Source organism: Neptuniibacter sp. 2_MG-2023, from assembly GCF_030547495.1.
Taxonomy (GTDB): Bacteria; Pseudomonadota; Gammaproteobacteria; order Pseudomonadales; family Balneatricaceae; genus Neptuniibacter.
Map to the genome: position 1 here is coordinate 1 of NZ_JAUOQC010000005.1, position 17199 is coordinate 17199.

The 17199-nt window shown below is 42.3% G+C and carries 18 protein-coding genes; all 18 read right to left on the reverse strand.

All coding sequences use genetic code 11. From position 1 onward, the window contains the following. Positions 1 to 73: 73 nt before the first annotated feature. Positions 74 to 2089 carry an AAA family ATPase gene (locus Q4486_RS06235; RefSeq protein ID WP_303518796.1) on the reverse strand — a complete coding sequence of 672 codons (2016 nt, stop codon included), beginning with the start codon at positions 2087 to 2089 and terminating at the stop codon, positions 74 to 76. Next, positions 2089 to 2547: a hypothetical protein gene (locus Q4486_RS06240; protein WP_303518798.1), complete on the reverse strand. Its 459-nt coding sequence runs from the start codon at positions 2545 to 2547 to the stop codon at positions 2089 to 2091. Before Q4486_RS06240 ends, Q4486_RS06235 begins: the two co-directional genes overlap by 1 nt. Next, entirely contained in the window at positions 2544 to 3449 is a 906-nt protein-coding gene (locus Q4486_RS06245) for a hypothetical protein (RefSeq protein WP_303518800.1), read from the reverse strand. The genes Q4486_RS06240 and Q4486_RS06245 overlap by 4 nt, the downstream gene beginning before the upstream one ends. A gap of 48 nt (positions 3450 to 3497) precedes the next feature. Further along, entirely contained in the window at positions 3498 to 3968 is a 471-nt protein-coding gene (locus tag Q4486_RS06250; RefSeq protein ID WP_303518801.1) for a DUF805 domain-containing protein, read from the reverse strand. A 20-nt stretch (positions 3969 to 3988) separates the two neighbouring features. Next, the gene (locus Q4486_RS06255) at positions 3989 to 4480 is read right to left on the reverse strand and encodes a hypothetical protein (RefSeq protein WP_303518802.1); all 492 of its coding nucleotides are present in this window, start codon (positions 4478 to 4480) and stop codon (positions 3989 to 3991) included. Positions 4481 to 4611: 131 nt separating this feature from the next. Beyond that, on the reverse strand, positions 4612 to 5091 hold the full coding sequence (locus Q4486_RS06260; RefSeq protein WP_303518804.1) for a DUF2059 domain-containing protein: 480 nt from the start codon (positions 5089 to 5091) through the stop codon (positions 4612 to 4614). Between the two features lie 807 nt (positions 5092 to 5898). Next, positions 5899 to 6081: a hypothetical protein gene (locus Q4486_RS06265; RefSeq protein ID WP_067862474.1), complete on the reverse strand. Its 183-nt coding sequence runs from the start codon at positions 6079 to 6081 to the stop codon at positions 5899 to 5901. Between the two features lie 19 nt (positions 6082 to 6100). After that, positions 6101 to 7840 (reverse strand): single-stranded-DNA-specific exonuclease RecJ, encoded by a 1740-nt coding sequence (gene recJ, locus Q4486_RS06270; RefSeq protein WP_303518805.1) that lies wholly within the window; start codon positions 7838 to 7840, stop codon positions 6101 to 6103. After that, positions 7840 to 8766: a YdcF family protein gene (locus Q4486_RS06275; protein ID WP_303518806.1), complete on the reverse strand. Its 927-nt coding sequence runs from the start codon at positions 8764 to 8766 to the stop codon at positions 7840 to 7842. The genes recJ and Q4486_RS06275 overlap by 1 nt, the downstream gene beginning before the upstream one ends. A 103-nt stretch (positions 8767 to 8869) precedes the next feature. Further along, positions 8870 to 10264 carry a threonine synthase gene (gene thrC / locus Q4486_RS06280; RefSeq protein WP_303416263.1) on the reverse strand — a complete coding sequence of 465 codons (1395 nt, stop codon included), beginning with the start codon at positions 10262 to 10264 and terminating at the stop codon, positions 8870 to 8872. Between the two features lie 11 nt (positions 10265 to 10275). Next, entirely contained in the window at positions 10276 to 11577 is a 1302-nt protein-coding gene (locus tag Q4486_RS06285; RefSeq protein ID WP_303416262.1) for a homoserine dehydrogenase, read from the reverse strand. 272 nt (positions 11578 to 11849) lie between these two features. Next, positions 11850 to 12590, reverse strand: coding sequence for a DsbC family protein (locus tag Q4486_RS06290; protein WP_303518808.1), 741 nt, complete (start codon positions 12588 to 12590; stop codon positions 11850 to 11852). 74 nt (positions 12591 to 12664) lie between these two features. Then, positions 12665 to 13579, reverse strand: coding sequence for a site-specific tyrosine recombinase XerD (gene xerD, locus Q4486_RS06295; RefSeq protein ID WP_303518914.1), 915 nt, complete (start codon positions 13577 to 13579; stop codon positions 12665 to 12667). 59 nt (positions 13580 to 13638) lie between these two features. Beyond that, a complete protein-coding gene (locus Q4486_RS06300; RefSeq protein WP_303518810.1) occupies positions 13639 to 15069 on the reverse strand; it encodes a hypothetical protein in 1431 nt (476 codons plus the stop codon). 184 nt (positions 15070 to 15253) lie between these two features. Further along, the gene (rplS, locus tag Q4486_RS06305) at positions 15254 to 15610 is read right to left on the reverse strand and encodes a 50S ribosomal protein L19 (RefSeq protein ID WP_303416258.1); all 357 of its coding nucleotides are present in this window, start codon (positions 15608 to 15610) and stop codon (positions 15254 to 15256) included. Positions 15611 to 15627: 17 nt separating this feature from the next. Further along, positions 15628 to 16377, reverse strand: a complete 750-nt coding sequence (trmD, locus tag Q4486_RS06310) for a tRNA (guanosine(37)-N1)-methyltransferase TrmD (RefSeq protein ID WP_303416257.1) — start codon at positions 16375 to 16377, stop codon at positions 15628 to 15630. 3 nt (positions 16378 to 16380) lie between these two features. Next, positions 16381 to 16914, reverse strand: coding sequence for a ribosome maturation factor RimM (gene rimM, locus Q4486_RS06315; protein ID WP_303416256.1), 534 nt, complete (start codon positions 16912 to 16914; stop codon positions 16381 to 16383). Positions 16915 to 16941: 27 nt separating this feature from the next. Beyond that, on the reverse strand, positions 16942 to 17190 hold the full coding sequence (gene rpsP, locus Q4486_RS06320) for a 30S ribosomal protein S16 (RefSeq protein ID WP_067862491.1): 249 nt from the start codon (positions 17188 to 17190) through the stop codon (positions 16942 to 16944). Positions 17191 to 17199: the final 9 nt, after the last annotated feature.

The following is a 17199-nucleotide window of genomic DNA, read 5'->3' on the forward strand; positions in this document are numbered from 1 at the left end:
ACGATGGTGAAAAACGGAACATACTGGGATGAAAAAATGGTCTAAATACTTGACTGGGAACCATAGTCACTTGTTATGCATCTTCTTTCTGCTCAGTTTTAGGATCCAAAGTGAGAACATACTCATCGAAGCAAACTAGGTTTACTTCTTTGTCTTTACAAGAAACCCTCAATTCTTCTTCATCGAGGCTAGTGGCAAATATTACTTGACCACCATATTTCGAAGACTGAGCAGCCTTCGTAATCAAGTTTGTAAAACTAACCTTACTTGCCTCATGCTGCCTTGGCTCATCAAAAACAACAAAACCACCATGCCTTACGTTGTCCTCGGTACCAGCTAGCTCCATAAGAGATAAAGTATAAGACCAAATAATTCTTATATAATCACTAGCTGAAGTCTCGGCGACAATATCGTAGCCTTCCTGTTCAGGACGTAATGTTTGTTGTGAGACAGTTACAGAATTTATAGCAGAGGTTTTAAATCCGAATTCTTCAAGGTTGTTCTTTATCAAGCCTTCCAACTTTCGTATTACCAAAGCTCTGTTAGAAACGCTCTTGCCCTTTTTTATCTGTTTTAATGAACCAGAAGCAGTAGTCCAAGAGGAATGTACAGAGTAAACTCTTTCATTAAGTTTGTCTTGGGTCTCCTTCAGTTTTTGGACATCTTTCAAGAGTGATTCGGCCTGAATTTTCTCTCTAAGAATTGTTTTTACTTCTCCATTAATATCTTCAAGATCAGAGCGGAGTGTTTCTATGCTTTCCCGCTCAACTTCCATCCTTGATAGGACAAGCTTATATTCGGATTTAAGATCCTGAAGTTGACGTAAACTCTTATCTCTAATTGAGGTGAAAAAATCTAGCTGGTTTTTTAAAAAAGCTATATTTTCATCAAGCGACATTGGACGTCTTTTGGTTGAAGTATTGCCCAATGTGTCATACAAATCACTTTCACAAATAGGACATTTTTCAGTGTCGAGGTCACTGGATATATCGCTTCCAACGCTTCTCAGTCTTTTAAGTTGTTGGTATTGGTCGTAGTCGTGCCGTAAAGTGGCCAGCTTACTCTCTGCATCTGAAATTGAAAGCATAGTAACCTCAATAGATATTGAGCACTCCTCGGTTTGCCTTCTAAGAACGCGTATCGCTGCAAGCTTGGAATTAAGCACTTCATCGCCTGGTGACTTTTGTGCTACATCCATAGCCAGCTTATCGATCAATCTTTTTAAAGATTTCTCTTGCTCATATACACTCACGAAAACATCGTTTTCGAGATAGCTGAACTCTATTCGGGGGAGTAAGTCTTTTTTATCTATGCTACCTAGCCTACTTACTTTGACCTCGTTAAAATCAGCAACACTTTCAGAAAAAGATTTAATTCCATCCCAGTCGGACTCATAAGCCTCAAGCTGGAGCTTTAACTTTGCGAGCTTTTTTTCGTACTCGAAGCTATCTATTCCTAGGCAAAACTCAGCGGCTGCCTTTTTTACGTTTTTAATACCATAGTGTGTAGGGCTATTTGCCTGAATCTCTGACCATCCGCGCTTCTGTTCGATAAAAAATAAAGGAAAAATGCATTCTAAATACAGCTTCGTTTCTTTCCCTTCAAAAGTAACTACATTTGGGAGGTACCAACCAATGAAACTTGCTAGCCAGTTATGAAAGCCTTTTTCACTAACAGCTGACCCAACATTACCAGCGGATCCTAGAAAATAGTCGGAAGACTGACTATCGGTAACAACGGTTACTTTATTATCATCGCCTAATATATCGCGGCTCAATATAGCCGATTTACCATTTCTATTTTCGATGGATATAGAAACGGAAGAATGACGTACAAAATATGGGGTTTCTTCTGTTTTATTGTCGTAGATCACCTCATATAAAGATTTAGGAAAAGGTCTCTTTCTACTGGGGCCAAGTATGGATTCAAGACCCAACCCATAAGCCACTGAATTGATGCAAGTTGACTTACCTGAAGAGTTCTCAGCTCGAATAATATTCAAGCCATCTTCAAATGGGATGGATGTTGAAAAACGACCACCATTAGTATCTGCAGAAATTTCAATTCTTCGAATTCTTAAACCGAGCATTACTTAATCCCACCTGTAAGACCCTTAACTTTATTATCGCTAAGCTTCTTTCCTAATTGCTTCAAGAAACAAACTTCCTCATCCATTATGTTATTTTCGACTAAAAGTGAAAATAACTCCTCGCCAGTGTCTGTGACAAAAATCTTGTCATTTTCCAAAGATAGGAATCCTTTAGCGATTGAAAACTCAACGGCTTTAAAAGTGGCTGTATCAATCGAAACTAAAGGGATATTTTCCGACCGATTCAAGAGGTAGTCTTCGTACTCTTGCCATCTATTTTTTCTTATTAACATCCAAACTAGGATATTAACTTTTTTCGAACTCAAATATTTTTTATCTCCTGAAACGACAGATACACATATTAAAATGAGGCAAATTCTCCACAACGGCCTCATTTCAATTGTTACAGAATATGGCTTATCACTAACAATAGGCTTTACATTTAGCTCTTTATTCATGACTCAAAATCCATATAACATTGGGCAAGCCATTTAGACAAATATCCAAAAGACAATGACTGAACATTTTTTTCCGACATAAACTTCGAATGCTTAGAAAACGCAGACTTATTACCATCTACGATACTTTTAACGAACCCTTTATCTTTCGCTGAAAAAAATGCGTCTTCTCTCATGTTCTCAAGCTGGGCGCGAGCAGTGTCTTCAATCATTTCATATAGATCTGGATGTTCTTCACGGAGCTGATCAAGAAACTTTTCCATCTGAATATACTTTGTAAAAATTTCATCTTGGAACCCCTCTGAGCTTTCGCCCATTAAAGCCACTGACTTTCTAACTACATTCCCTGAAAATTCAGTATTTCCATCCTTCCAGGCATCTTTTTCCACTTCGCTAATGCTAAGCAGAGGAATATCAATAGCTTTGCTATAAACTCCTTGCGCGTATAATTTTCCGTCAGGGTAGCTATCAGCTGTCTCTACTTTTACAAGAAACTCATCATTGTTGATATACGTAATATTTTCTGCGATTACTTCCCTTTTTTTAGTATTGCAGTAACCTATTAAATCCTTAGATTTAAACTCAGGTGTGAGAAGAACCCATTGATGTACAGTAACATCATCAATCATTTTAGCTATTTTGATCTCGTTAGTTTTTAGCTTCTTAAGGTCTTCACGAATTTTTTTCTGAATTTTCTTTTTATAAGACGCCATATCAACGCCTTTATCAGGGCAGTAACACTGAAAGAGTGTCCCATCAATAGTATAAAACTCTAGCCCTAAGTCTCCGCCGTCTTCATCTGGGACAGACCAGAAATTTTTCGCACCGTAATGTTGGCGCAACATTATTTCACAGAAAGCCTCCCATTCCTTTGGGGAAAGGTTGTCAACAAAACTGCTCATTCAGTATTCCTAAAATTCAATATTTAGCTCACTTGCTTTGCATAACGCTTAAAGCAGCCGCGCAGTATGCGTCGGATGGCTTTTCTTGTTATGGCGACTTGGCACAACAAACAGCATGATAGACAAAATTACGGTACATATAGCTAATAGGTAAAGAGAATTCACCAGTAGCCCCCACCCTGTTGGCACGTTAGCTAAGTCTATTTGAATTCCAAAAATCTGCTGAAGAGCCAATAAGTTAACAACGTTAATGGGTAGTGTTAACCAGAATAATAATACCCACCATGCTGATAACTTTATATCCCTTAACCGTCTAACAATGATTGGCTGTAACAAGGTGAGATATATAAGGGCAAGCAAGTTTTTAATTAGTGCATATTGAACTATACCGGTTTCAGGCAAAGGATAAATTGATTCTCTTAAATAGCTCACCAAGTAGGCTATAGCCGCTAAGACAATAACAGCCAAGAGAAACTCTTTTCTGCATGCAGTTCCTTTGAATGAAAATAGAGATTTCATTTGCTACTCGCCATAACGCCTCAAGAAGGGGCGCCGGTTACGGCGTCCCGCTTGCTTGAATTGTTATGTGTTTTGCCTATTGATTCATTAACAAGTTTAGAAAATTCACCGTAATATATGGTGTCGAGCTTAAGCATTTCCCATGCTTGTTGAAATGCTGACTTCGAAAAAGCGAACTTCATGCCAGTTTCCCACTCACACCAGGTCTCTTGATCGATATTTCCCTTTCTCTTTAGGAAATATTCTTCACTACATAGGTCGAAGTAAGCTCGCATATACCTCATGGTCTTATCTTTGATTTCTGGTTCTAGGGAGCCATAATCAAAATCATCTTCGTTAATCGACTCCGGAAAATTCAGAGTGATTTCTTGATAGCGGCGAGTATATTCAGAAAAAAAATTGAGCTGTAATTGCTTTTGAAAGCTTCGCACAGTAAACCAAAGCGCAACTGCCGTAATGAATACACCTATTATTGATACCACCTCAGCAACCTCCTTGATTGTTAAGCACATAGCTTGATGTCCTGATTACACATAACGCCCAAATAATGGGCTAAGTAATGTTGGCTAAAATAGTGAGGAACGAACGGTAGCCAACTGTTACGTGTCCCTGTTTATTTGCTTGTTATACGGACGAGATGCCATTACTCACTTTCAAGCCTTTCTTTAATCTTAGATTGAAGTTTAGCAGTCCCATTTTGTAAATCTGTTTGCATTGTTACCATAACTTCGTTTTGGATAACTCCTTGCTTTTGAATTAGCTTCTTACCAACAGGAGTACGGTAAAAATCATTTATTTCTTTCATGTCTTGCATTGAAAAATACTTACGGTACACGGGAGTATGAATTTTCAGTAGGTATTCTTCTGTTATATAAGTTTGATAATAATGATTACTAATAACCTCTAGAATAATATTGACCTTTTTGGGGTCTATCTGTTCAGGGCCGTTTAACAGGTTTTGTTTTTGAATATACAACATGTTATCTAACATCAGTTTTGTGTTAGATACTGCATTTGTTACTTCCAAGTATTCAACCATATATGAATCAAATGTTTCCTTTTCACTTGAAGTAGCATTGAATGCCAATAGGCTTACAACAAGGGTAATTAATAATCTACTCATGACAGTTCCGTATAACGCTTAAAACAGTTGCGCGCAGAGCGCGTCGAAATGGTTTTTCTTGTTATGTATTTGGTAGTAGCCATATGTAAAGTGGCAATGTAATCCATAAGCTTCCGAACACTCCATGTTTAATTAAGTGACCTTTATTTCCATGCTGTGAACCAAAATAAACAGCTACCACCAAAACCAGTACAGCAACAAATATGGCCCAAAACATACTAATGAAAATTGAAGGCCAAAGAATACACACGCCAATAAGACTGCCTTGCACAACTGTCCTGATAGCTGCTTTCTGACTTTCTTGATTCTTAGTCGTTACCCAAACCATACTGATATAAAGGCTTGCGCAGACAAAAGTAAAAAGCAATATCTTCATGGTTGATTACACATAACAGCTAAATATATGACAAATTGTCGCGATTAAACACGACAAGTTGTCATATATCTCCGAGAAAGGATATTAAGAAGGGGGTGTGACGTATTGAATTTCATCTGCTTTCCTTGCTTGAGGATTTCTCATCCTTGGAGAAAATTACATCGTTGTCTTACTATCCTTACATAAAGATCTAACGGATTAAATACTGTACATAAAAACAGAATAAGAATGTAGCACGTCTTCCCATTTCTACAGTCGATACGCAATCACGGATCGCGGGCATCGCCCCCATAGAAAAAAGAAAATCTTAACTGTTTGCTCACGGGGTGAGCGCCTACACAGGCCGATGGGCGTCGATAATAATCAGGTACAGGCGCGATAACACGCTCCCATTTGACCTGAGCGATCAGGTCAAATGGATAGTATTGTGCTTATAGCTTACAGGCGCCGCCTAAGCAGTCGTCAAAGTCCATACTTTCTAGCTCTTGGCGGGTTTCTTGTGCGGCTTTTAAGCGTTGTAGCATCTCACCTTCTGCGCCTTGATCAGTGCTGATACCCGCTTTTTCAAATACGCTTAAAAGTAGGTTTAGCTCTTCTAAGTTAAATTCATTCATAATTAGTATTCCACTCTTTTTACTGATCGGTGATTAATAGGTGATCGACTAGCATCTGTACACTTTTTCGGCCACGGAATTCGTTTACATCTAAACGATAGATAACCCGTACATGGGTTTTCGATTCATCCGGCCATTGGTCCATATCGGCATTAAACTGTATCGCATCTACCGCTAATCCTGAAGCGGGTTCCATCAATACCATTTTCAGATGGCGATGGCCGACAATTCGTTGCTGTAGGAGTGAAAACTCACCCTCAAACAATGGCTCTGGAAATTGATGACCCCAAGGGCCGGCATCACGGAGCATTTCAGCTAACTCAATGGTCATATCATTGGCACTTAATGCACCATCGGTAATCACTTGTTGTTGTAGATCCGCATCTGATAACTGCCGTCTCACTTCGCTATCAAAGGCTTGCTGAAATAAGCCTAGATCTTTATCACTGATCGTTAATCCTGCTGCCATGGCATGACCGCCAAATTTACGCAGAAGTGCGGGGTGTTTCGCTGCGATCGCATCTAAGCCATCTCGAATATGAAAACCGGGAATTGAACGGGCCGAGCCTTTAAGTTCTCCCTCATCACCTTGAGCAAACGCGATAACAGGCCGATGGGTTTTCTCTTTGATTCTGGAGGCTAAAATACCGATCACACCTTGGTGCCATTCTGGCTCATAAAGCGATAACCCGTAAGGTAAGGCTTCATCATCTAGCTGAAGGTGCGCCAACAGATCTAAGGCTTGTTGTTGCATCTCCTGCTCTATGCCTTTGCGCTCTTGGTTAAGGTCATTTAGCGTCGCAGCTAGTTCTTTTGCTTGCTGCTCAGATTCAGTCAATAGGCATTCAATACCGATCGACATATCCTCTAAACGCCCTGCAGCGTTTAGACGTGGCGCTAAAGCATAGCCTAAGTCAGAGGACGCTATTTTATGCTGTTGGCGACCTGATAGTTCAATTAAGGCTTTGATACCGGGTCGACAGCGACCCGCTTTAATGCGTTGTAAGCCTTGATAGACCAGCACACGATTATTCTGTTCTAAAGGAACCACATCGGCCACAGTGCCTAAGGCAACAAGATCAAGAAGGCTGCCGAGGTTAGGCAGTGCTAACCCCTGCTCCTCAAACCACTTAAGCGCTTGCAGTTTACGCCTTAGTGCGATCATCACGTAGAAGATAACACCTACGCCGCAGGTCGATTTAGCGCTAAAACGGCAATCGGGCTGATTAGGGTTCACTATGGCATATGCCGCTGGAAGCTCTTGGCCAGCAAGGTGATGATCCGTCACGATTACATCTAAATTAGCGATGTTAGCGGCGGCAACCCCTTCAATACTGGAGATACCATTATCAACAGTAATCAATAGATCAGGGGCTTGCTTTAACGCCTCCATCACAATCTCGGGACTTAGGCCGTAACCATATTCAAAACGATTTGGAACAAGGTAGCTGACCTCTTCCGCACCCATCATGCGTAAAGCCAGTACCGCCACCGCTGTACTGGTTGCGCCATCACAATCAAAGTCGCCAATAATCATGATTTTTTCACGCTTTTTAAGCGCAACCACTAAGCGTTCGATGGCAGCATCCATACCGGCTAAACCGCTATCGGGCAGCAACTCTTTTAAGTTGCGCCCTAACCCCTCTAAATCGTGAATACCACGAGAGGCATAAATTCGTGCAAGAACGGGATTAGTTTGCCTAAATATTGGTAAGTTAGAGTCGGTGTCTTGACGTTGAGTGATAACCAGTTCTTTCATTAAGTTTCTGCTGTTCCATCCAATAAAGGCTTAGGTTGTAAAAGGTTGGAGTTTTCAGGTTCCGGTTTTGACTGATCTATATTTTGCTGCGACGTTTTTGACGCGCTTACATCTAAAGGACGGGGAAACAACTCAGCAGTTTTATCTGTCAGATAATAGGCACCTAAACCGATCCATTCTCGAACGACCTGATTAAGCTCCGCCATATTGGCATTAAGACTGAGCTGGATTTGACTATTCAACTGTCTAAAATCAACAGGGTAAGGAATAACATCAACACCCGCCTGACGATAAACACCCACGGAGCGTGGCATATGAAATGCGGAGGTCACAAGCAGCCATTTACCGCCAACCAGATCATCTACTTTATCTGTTTTTTTAAGCTCATCAATAATTTCACGGCTATATATTGCATTTTGGAAGGTATTTCGTGAATCCCTTTCGACAATAAGCCGTGCACCTAAACCTTGCTCGGTCAGCCACTGCTTAGCCACATCACCACCGCGATATTCAGGCTTTAATAATGAACCTGAGCCACCGGTAAAAATAACTTTAGCCTGTGGATAACGCAACATCAGAGCAGGTAACACCATAAGTCTTTCCGCAGCACGGTTGAACTGAGGCATATTATGTACAGCGGACAGCTCCGCTTCTTCACCTCCACCTAACACTATAATACCGGCAATAGGCGCTTCAAGCTGAGTAAGATCTGGCTTAGGAAAACGTTGTTCTAAAGGCTCGAGAAGGTAGTTAGCGATCGGGAATACACTTAAAGCCAGCATAATTAACACTGAACTCCAGACCATTAACACCCCTAATAATCTGCGCCAAAGTAGTAAGCCAACAAATAACATGAGTAGCAAAAAATGATCTGGCTGAACCACTACCCAGAATATTTTCGACAAGTAAAAAAACAGATCAGTCATCGCAGTTATTCCTTTGCTTTAACACAAAAAGATCAATCGCCAGATACAAAAAACCCGACACAAACAAGGTCGGGTTTTGAGAGTATCATATTCAAACAATTAATTATTCTGAATGAACATGACTCGCGATAAACTGCTGAACTGTATTTAGATCGTTATCTAACACGTCTAGCTTTTCTTCACGCTCAAAAAGATCAACCATATGGGCTGGCAACTGAGGGGATTCCAAACCCGCTTTAACAACAGGCTCAGGGAACTTAACCGGATGCGCAGTCGCTAAAGTGATCATCGGTACAGACTTATCACGGTTGCATTCACGCGCGGCTTTAACACCAATCGCTGTATGCGGATCGAGTAGGTATTCTGTCTCAGCGTAGACTTGTTTGATTGTTTCGCAGGTCGCGTCATCATCAACTGCACAGCTATCAAATAGCTCACGCACTTTATCCCAACGGTCAGAATCAAGTTCAACCGATTCTTTCGAGAAACGTGCCATTAGATCATCAATGGCCGCCCCATCTTTGCCGTATACATCAAACAACATACGTTCAAAGTTTGACGACACCATAATATCCATAGACGGTGATAAGGTATGAACCAGCTCACCTTTGGACATATCGTTACCGGAGATAACACGGTGCAAAATATCGTTACGGTTAGTAGCCACAACCAACTGCTTGATCGGCAAACCCATCTGCTTAGCTAGATAACCGGCAAAAATATCACCAAAGTTACCTGTAGGCACAGAGAAGCTCACTTCACGTTCTGGACCACCGACAGCAAGCGAAGCTGAGAAGTAATAAACGATCTGGGACATAATACGCGCCCAGTTGATCGAGTTTACTGCCCCTAGCTTCATCCCTTTAAGGAAGTCTTGATTAGCAAAGCTATCTTTAACCATCTGCTGACAATCGTCGAAGTTACCTTCTAAAGCAATGTTAAACACATTGTCTTTAATAACGGTTGTCATCTGACGACGCTGCACTTCTGATACGCGGTTATGCGGATGCAGAATAAAAATATCCAGATGTTTACTATGGCAGCAGCCTTCAATCGCCGCTGAACCTGTATCACCTGAAGTTGCCCCCATAATCACTAAATGTTCACCACGCTTTTCAAGTGCGTAATCCATCAAGCGACCTAGCAACTGAAGTGCGAAGTCTTTAAATGCCAAGGTTGGGCCATGAAAAAGTTCTAGGATCCACTCATTAGTGCCTAGCTCTTTCATCGGTGCGACAGCAATATGATTGAAACCCGCATAGGTCTCATCAATCATCTGCTTCAGATCTGCATCGGCTACGCAGTCATCCACAAATGGCTTTATCACTTTATAAGCCAATTCGTTATATGGCAGACCGACCCAAGAGGCGATCTCCTCTTTGCTGAAAGTAGGCAATGTTTCTGGCACATATAGGCCACCATCACTTGCTAAACCAGCTAGAAGAACCTCTTCAAAATTCATTGCCGGAGCTTTTCCCCGGGTAGAGATATATTTCACGGGACTACTCCTTAACGGCCAAAATTTTCAACGCGAATACGAGTAACACTACCGTTAATCTCATCTAGCGCTTCGATTTTTGCAATTGCATCATTCATCTTCTGCTCAACCACAGTTTGGGTCAAAATAATAACCGGCACTTGGTCTTCGCTTGTTGCTTTCTGAATAATGGCTTCAATATTGATGCCTTCGCCACCCAGAATACTGGTAATCATTGCCAGCACACCCGGTTTCTCTTGGGCATTCATGCGTAGATAGTAGGCAGTTTCTGTCTGCTCCATTGGCAGAATCGGTGCATCTGATAACTCTGATGGCTGGAAGGCCAAATGAGGTACGCGATTATCACGATCAGCGGTCAAAGTACGAACGACATCGACTATATCGGCCACAACAGCGGAAGCAGTTGGCTCAGAGCCAGCACCCGGCCCGTAATACATAGTTTGGCCAACCGCATCGCCATCAACCAAAATTGCGTTCATCACACCGTTTACATTAGCGATAAGCGCAGACTCAGGAATCAGTGTTGGATGCACTCGCAGCTCCACACCTTTATCCGTATGACGGCTAACACCTAAATGTTTGATACGGTAGCCAAGCTCTTCAGCATACTGCACATCATCGCGAGTGATTTTGCTGATGCCTTCAGTAAAGGCTTTGTCGAACTGCAAAGGGATACCAAACGCGATAGAGGCTAAAATCGTTAACTTATGAGCCGCATCAATACCTTCAACATCAAAGGTTGGATCAGCTTCTGCATAACCAAGCGCTTGAGCTTCAGCGAGTACATCGTCAAAATCACGCCCTTTATCGCGCATTTCGGTCATGATGAAGTTGCCTGTACCATTAATAATACCGGCTAACCAATTAATCTTATTCGCAGACAAACCTTCACGGATCGCTTTGATGATCGGGATACCACCGGCAACCGATGCTTCAAATGCAACCATGACATTCTTTTTCTGCGCAGCTTCGAAAATCTCATTACCATGAACAGCGATTAAGGCTTTGTTCGCAGTTACAACATGCTTACCATGCTCTATAGCTGTCAGCACAAGTTCTTTTGCTACGTCATAACCACCGATCAACTCAACAACTACATCAATTTCTGGGTTTTTAGCCACCGCAAAAACATCATCTGTAAGCTGTATACCTTTGGTATCACAGTCCGGATTAGTGTGACGAGCACCAATTTCTTCCACTATGATTTTACGTCCTGCCCGACGAGCAATCTCTTCGGCATTTCGCTTCAGCACATTGTATGTGCCACCACCGACTGTACCTAATCCACAGATACCTACTTTGACCGGTTTCAAACTTGCACCTCGCATGCTGTTGAACAACTATTTCTCACAGTATATATACCTATTGAGTCATAACTGTGATTTAGAAATCTAACGGAAACAGATAAACCAACTTAGCCAATAAACATTGAAACATGGCAAATTGATCCACTTACATAAGTTCCGTAAAAATGAGCCGAGTATTATAGCCAAAACAATGCAATAGCTCTATCTCTGCAATCATTCTGTAGCAACAAATAAATAAGGGAGCCTAGGCTCCCTTATTATTAAGAATATAAACGAACTTACTGCAGTTTTAACGCTTTCGCTAATTGCGCCGCAGGGACATAACCTGGCAGCAAACTACCATCAGATAGAACAATGGCAGGAGTACCAGTAACCCCCATGCTTTGACCCATATTAAACTGTTCCATCACAGGGCTATCACAAGTTTTAGATGTTAGCTCTCCGTTACCTTTAGCTGCATCCATCGCTTTCCGACGGCCGTCTGCACTTTCAGCACACCAAATGGATACCATGTTTCTGTAGGTTGCAGTGCCTGCACCTTGTCGAGGAAAAGCCAGATAATTAACTTGGATACCCATAGCAGTCAATTTAGGCACTTCGGCATGCAGTTTACGGCAGTAAGGACAATCCACATCGGTGAACACATTAATTGTCGCTTTTAATTCGCCTTCAGCAGGGTAGACAACCATTTGTTCAGGATCGATTTTGGCAAGGGTCTCTTTTCTGATAATGCTCTGTTTCTGTTCTGTCAGATCAATAAAACCTTCAGACTCACTAAACTGAAACAACTTACCTAATAAGAAATATTTGCCTTGCTCATCGGAATAGAGGACTTCACCAGTGTTCAATAACACCTCATACATTCCATCCACTGGAGCTTTGACCACGGTCTCAACTTGGAGACGCGCATTAACCTTTTGCAGGTTCTGCGTAATCAGCTCCTCAGGACTTGCTGCTTGGGCATTAATACTCAAACTGCTCATTAACAGCATGGTCGATATTAAGATTTTTTTCATCATTTCCCTCTAACTATTCCAACTGCCTAATTGCGTATTATATCTAGGACTCTATTTTCCTGGCGAAGTTCCAGTAATTAACCCCGCGGATGATGGGTTTGATGCAAAGACTGTAATCTTTGTTGGGCCACATGGGTATAAATTTGCGTAGTTGATAGATCACTATGCCCCAATAGCATCTGCACCACTCTAAGATCAGCCCCATGATTCAGCAGATGTGTCGCAAATGCATGTCTAATTACATGGGGTGATAACGGCTTATCAACACCCGCAACCAAGGCGTAATGTTTTATACGATGCCAAAAGGTTTGCCGTGTCATCTGCTGCCCTCGCCGGCTAGGAAACAGCACATCACTCACATTCTCACCCAATAGAATAGGCCGAACCTGCACTAAATAACGCTGTACCCAACTAATCGCTTCTTCACCTAACGGGACCAAACGCTCTTTGCCGCCCTTACCCATTACGCGAATCACACCTTGATTCAAATTTACTTCAAATAACTGCAAACTGACTAATTCAGTAACACGTAACCCTGTAGCATAAAGGACTTCTAACATAGCACGATCACGAAAGTGGATAGGATCGTTTAGTTCCGGCGCCTCTAAGAGGCGCTCAACATCATCTTCCGTCAATGTTTTAGGTAAACTTCGTCCCTTTTTCGGGCTATCTATTAAGAGTACCGGATCTTCACTAATTAGTTCTTCACGTAACAGATAACGATAAAACCCTCTCAAGCATGAGAGCATTCGGGCCGTCGAGCTCGCACGTAAGCGCTCTTTAACTCTCCACCCTAAATACTGCTGTAACTCAGATCGAACACAGGAGATAAGGTGTCCTCCGCGCTGATTTAACCACAAACCAAACTGATTCAGATCTCGACGATAGGAGGAAAGCGTGTTTGCACTCAAGCCTTTTTCCATCCAAATAGCATCTAAATATGTATCAATGAGCTGGCTATCTTTATCACTTAGAACAACAGCAGTTTTAATGGAAGACGACACAATCACTCCATCCAACACAAGATAGATACATAGAACAGCAAGAGGAATTAATAATAAAGGCGCGCACTTTGAATTTTATCCCGAGAGATCGGATAAGTCGCAGTTCCGCGACCATCCACTAAACGATGTTCAACGGTAATCACATCAGGATTCACATCAATCAAACGGCCTTCAACTTTACGTCCAAAATAGGTATACAAAATCACCGGCTCACCTAAGTGGGGCTCTAAATTCGACAGCTCAACGGGCTTAAAGGTTTTTTCATTTTTCTGCTGCTTCAATCGTTTTAGAGCATGCTGATTACGGCGCTCATAAACAGGAGAAGGCATAGCTATACTCATATCAAAATGTTCTGCATCTTCTTCAGGAAGCGCGCTTGATACTTGTTCTTCCAGCACCTCATCAGCACCTACATTCAACTCATGCAGTAAGCGCTCCCCCTCAGGATCAGGCTCATTCCAAGCAACACCCTCCCAAGAGACAGCCTTACCATTAAATTCCATATATGGATTTAAAGCATCCAAGAGGTCCGTTGGTTGCTGAATTAATGCCATTGACTGCATACCGAACCCTTGTGGAATATCAACACGCAGATAAAAAGAACCGCCGGGGTTATTTAAACTATCAATAGCATCAAACAAAGGTTTAGGGACTGTCCAACCTTCATAATTTAGCCGTCTATTTAACATCTCAGCATAGCGCTGACGATAATCCTGTACTGGTTCTTTATTTAAAGCCGCACAAAATTTGTTTTTACGGACGTTATATCCGCGGTCATAAAAACGGGTTTTAATTCTTTTTAACTGCGGTTGAGCAAACACGATTGTCTGCATATTTAACGTGTCGCTTGTGACACCAATATTCATAGAGATGCTCGCATCAGCCATCTGCGCAGTTTTACTTTGCAGATCAAAATTGAGCTGCTTGTCTACTTTATCAAAAGTATATTGGATAGAGAGATCGCTACGAATGCGGCTATAGCCCATTTTGCGAACATCCGCGATCGAAAAGAAATGCAGATCACCACAAGCTAAAGTGTCGTAACTTGGACCTACTTGGCGCTGCGCATCGGCGGCCATTCGCCCCCAATCCTGCATATAACCACTTTGGAGGTTAAGATCTATCCCTGTAATCTCAATATTAAATGATTCTGGCAGCTCACCTTTGGACAACTGCTCATTCAAACTAAGGATAAATCCCCACGAGGGCGCTTTTAAAGTCGTAGCATCAATCCCTATTTCGCCTTTCATGCCAGCAGGAATAAAACTCATGCCACGCAGACCAACCTCAGATTGAAACAGGTCGATATAAATATCTTGGTATTTCATATCAGCATAAGGAGAGATATCACGAGCAAAGTCATCTGCGAACTCAGATACTTTCCACCAAACAAATCCATAAGCTCCGGCAAATAGTAAGACGGGAACTAGGATAACTAAACATAATGAAACAATGTGCTTGATGGTTTTGTTTTTCATAGGCTGACCTAAGATTAACTCCCTGTACCCAAAACTTGCGAAACTAGCCGCTTTTCAACCCTAATATTATGGGCGTGGATATTCAACTCTGTCCAATCTTTATAACAGATATTAAGATCAGTTAAACACTAGACATAAAAAAAGCGACCGAAGCCGCTTTTTTAATAAAAGAAAAAGTAGGTGATTAACCCAATTTTTCTTTAATACGTGCAGATCTACCACTACGCTCACGCAAGTAGTAAAGTTTAGCCTGACGTACAGCACCACGACGCTTAACTTCGATGCTATCAACGGTAGCACTGAAAGTTTGGAAAGTACGCTCAACACCCACACCGTGAGAAATTTTACGTACAGTGAAAGCAGAGTTCAGACCGCGGTTACGCTTACCTAGAACTACACCTTCAAACGCCTGCAGACGAGTACGCTCGCCTTCTACAACTCTAACCTGAACTACAACAGTATCACCTGGTGCAAATTCTGGTACTTCTTTATTCATTTGTTCAGCTTCAAGCTGCTGAATAATTAGGTTTTTGCCGCTCATCGCTTGCTCCTAAACATTCAACCTTCGGACCCTTGGGTCTCCCGGATAAAATCGGTTAACAATGACTTTTGCTCAGCGTTTAACTCAAGAGATTCGAGCAGGTCAGGTCGGCGCTGCCAAGTCCTTCCCAGCTGTTGTTTCAGACGCCAGCGTCTGATCTCTTTATGGTTGCCGCTCAGCAACACTTCAGGTACCTGCATATCATCATACTGTTCCGGCCTAGTGTAGTGCGGGCAATCTAGCAATCCATCACAAAACGAATCCTCAGTAGCTGAATCTTGATGTCCTAAAACACCAGGAACCAAACGAGAAACTGCATCAATCATAGTCATCGCGGGCAATTCCCCACCACTAAGCACAAAATCGCCTAGCGACCACTCTTCATCAATCTCTGCATCTATTAGGCGCTCATCAATACCTTCATAGCGCCCTGCTACCAGAATCAGCTTCTTGCGAGAAGCTAGCTCCTGCATACCCTGATGATCCATACGTCGTCCCTGTGGGGATAGGTAAATAACTTTTACCTCGTCGCCCGCAGCGTCTTTTGCCGCATGAATAGCATCCCTAAGCGGTTGAAATTTCATCAACATGCCTGGGCCGCCACCATAAGGGCGGTCATCTACAGTTTTATGCTTATCATGCGTGAAATCCCGAGGATTCCAGCACTGCATCTGTATCAAACCGTTTTTTACTCCTCGCCCTGTAACGCCGTAGCAACTAATTGCATCAAACATTTCAGGAAAAAGAGTTACCACACCAAACCACATGGTTCAGAATTCCGGGTCCCAATCGACCCGCATGGTACCTGTTTCAAGGTCAATATTTTTTATCACCTGGTCAGGAAGATAGGGCAACAGTCGCTCTCTTTGATCGAGACTGTCAGCCGTTCCCTTCACAACTAGCACATCATTTGAGCCAGTTTCTAACAGGTGGCTTACCTTGCCCAATAATTGATCGGACTCGGTATAAACTAATAGGTCTTGCAACTGACTCCAGTAGTACTCACCAGCGTCCAATTTAGGAAGCTGCTTTGCATCAACCGAGATTTCAAGCCCGCAATATTTACGCGCTACATCCCGATCGTCTACTCCAACCAGTTTTGCAACTAGCCCTTTACCATGGCGCTTACCGGTTTCCACCTCGAGAGGCTTCAATACACCGTTAACTTTTACCAACCACGGTTTGTAGGAAAAAATGTTTTCTATTGGATCAGTGTTAGAGTAAATTTTTACCCAACCCTTAATCCCATAGACAGCAGAAATCGTTCCGACAATGATATGTTCATTACTTGGATCACTGCTCATCTTTAACCCTGACCAAAAACCTAAAAATTACTTAGCTGCTTTAGCTTCTTTAACTAGCTTAGCAACGCGCTCAGATAGCTGTGCGCCTTTACTCTGCCAGTATTCAACACGATCAAGATCGATACGAAGACCTTCCTCTTGACCACGTGCTGTTGGGTTAAAAAAGCCCACACGCTCAATAAAGCGACCGTCACGCGCATTACGCGAGTCTGCTACTGAGATGTGATAGAACGGACGCTTCTTAGCGCCACCACGAGACAAACGAATAGTTACCATGCGTTAGAT

What these genes read in the sequence shown, in the direction of transcription:
- Q4486_RS06235 (WP_303518796.1), bottom strand. Translation starts at nt 2,089, where the DNA reads ATGCTCGGTTTAAGAATTCGAAGAATTGAAATTTCTGCAGATACTAAT.
- Q4486_RS06240 (WP_303518798.1), bottom strand. Translation starts at nt 2,547, where the DNA reads ATGAATAAAGAGCTAAATGTAAAGCCTATTGTTAGTGATAAGCCATAT.
- Q4486_RS06245 (WP_303518800.1), bottom strand. Translation starts at nt 3,449, where the DNA reads ATGAGCAGTTTTGTTGACAACCTTTCCCCAAAGGAATGGGAGGCTTTC.
- Q4486_RS06250 (WP_303518801.1), bottom strand. Translation starts at nt 3,968, where the DNA reads ATGAAATCTCTATTTTCATTCAAAGGAACTGCATGCAGAAAAGAGTTT.
- Q4486_RS06255 (WP_303518802.1), bottom strand. Translation starts at nt 4,480, where the DNA reads ATGTGCTTAACAATCAAGGAGGTTGCTGAGGTGGTATCAATAATAGGT.
- Q4486_RS06260 (WP_303518804.1), bottom strand. Translation starts at nt 5,091, where the DNA reads ATGAGTAGATTATTAATTACCCTTGTTGTAAGCCTATTGGCATTCAAT.
- Q4486_RS06265 (WP_067862474.1), bottom strand. Translation starts at nt 6,081, where the DNA reads ATGAATGAATTTAACTTAGAAGAGCTAAACCTACTTTTAAGCGTATTT.
- recJ (WP_303518805.1), bottom strand. Translation starts at nt 7,840, where the DNA reads ATGAAAGAACTGGTTATCACTCAACGTCAAGACACCGACTCTAACTTA.
- Q4486_RS06275 (WP_303518806.1), bottom strand. Translation starts at nt 8,766, where the DNA reads ATGACTGATCTGTTTTTTTACTTGTCGAAAATATTCTGGGTAGTGGTT.
- Q4486_RS06290 (WP_303518808.1), bottom strand. Translation starts at nt 12,590, where the DNA reads ATGATGAAAAAAATCTTAATATCGACCATGCTGTTAATGAGCAGTTTG.
- Q4486_RS06300 (WP_303518810.1), bottom strand. Translation starts at nt 15,069, where the DNA reads ATGAAAAACAAAACCATCAAGCACATTGTTTCATTATGTTTAGTTATC.
- rplS (WP_303416258.1), bottom strand. Translation starts at nt 15,610, where the DNA reads ATGAGCGGCAAAAACCTAATTATTCAGCAGCTTGAAGCTGAACAAATG.
- trmD (WP_303416257.1), bottom strand. Translation starts at nt 16,377, where the DNA reads ATGTGGTTTGGTGTGGTAACTCTTTTTCCTGAAATGTTTGATGCAATT.
- rimM (WP_303416256.1), bottom strand. Translation starts at nt 16,914, where the DNA reads ATGAGCAGTGATCCAAGTAATGAACATATCATTGTCGGAACGATTTCT.
- rpsP (WP_067862491.1), bottom strand. Translation starts at nt 17,190, where the DNA reads ATGGTAACTATTCGTTTGTCTCGTGGTGGCGCTAAGAAGCGTCCGTTC.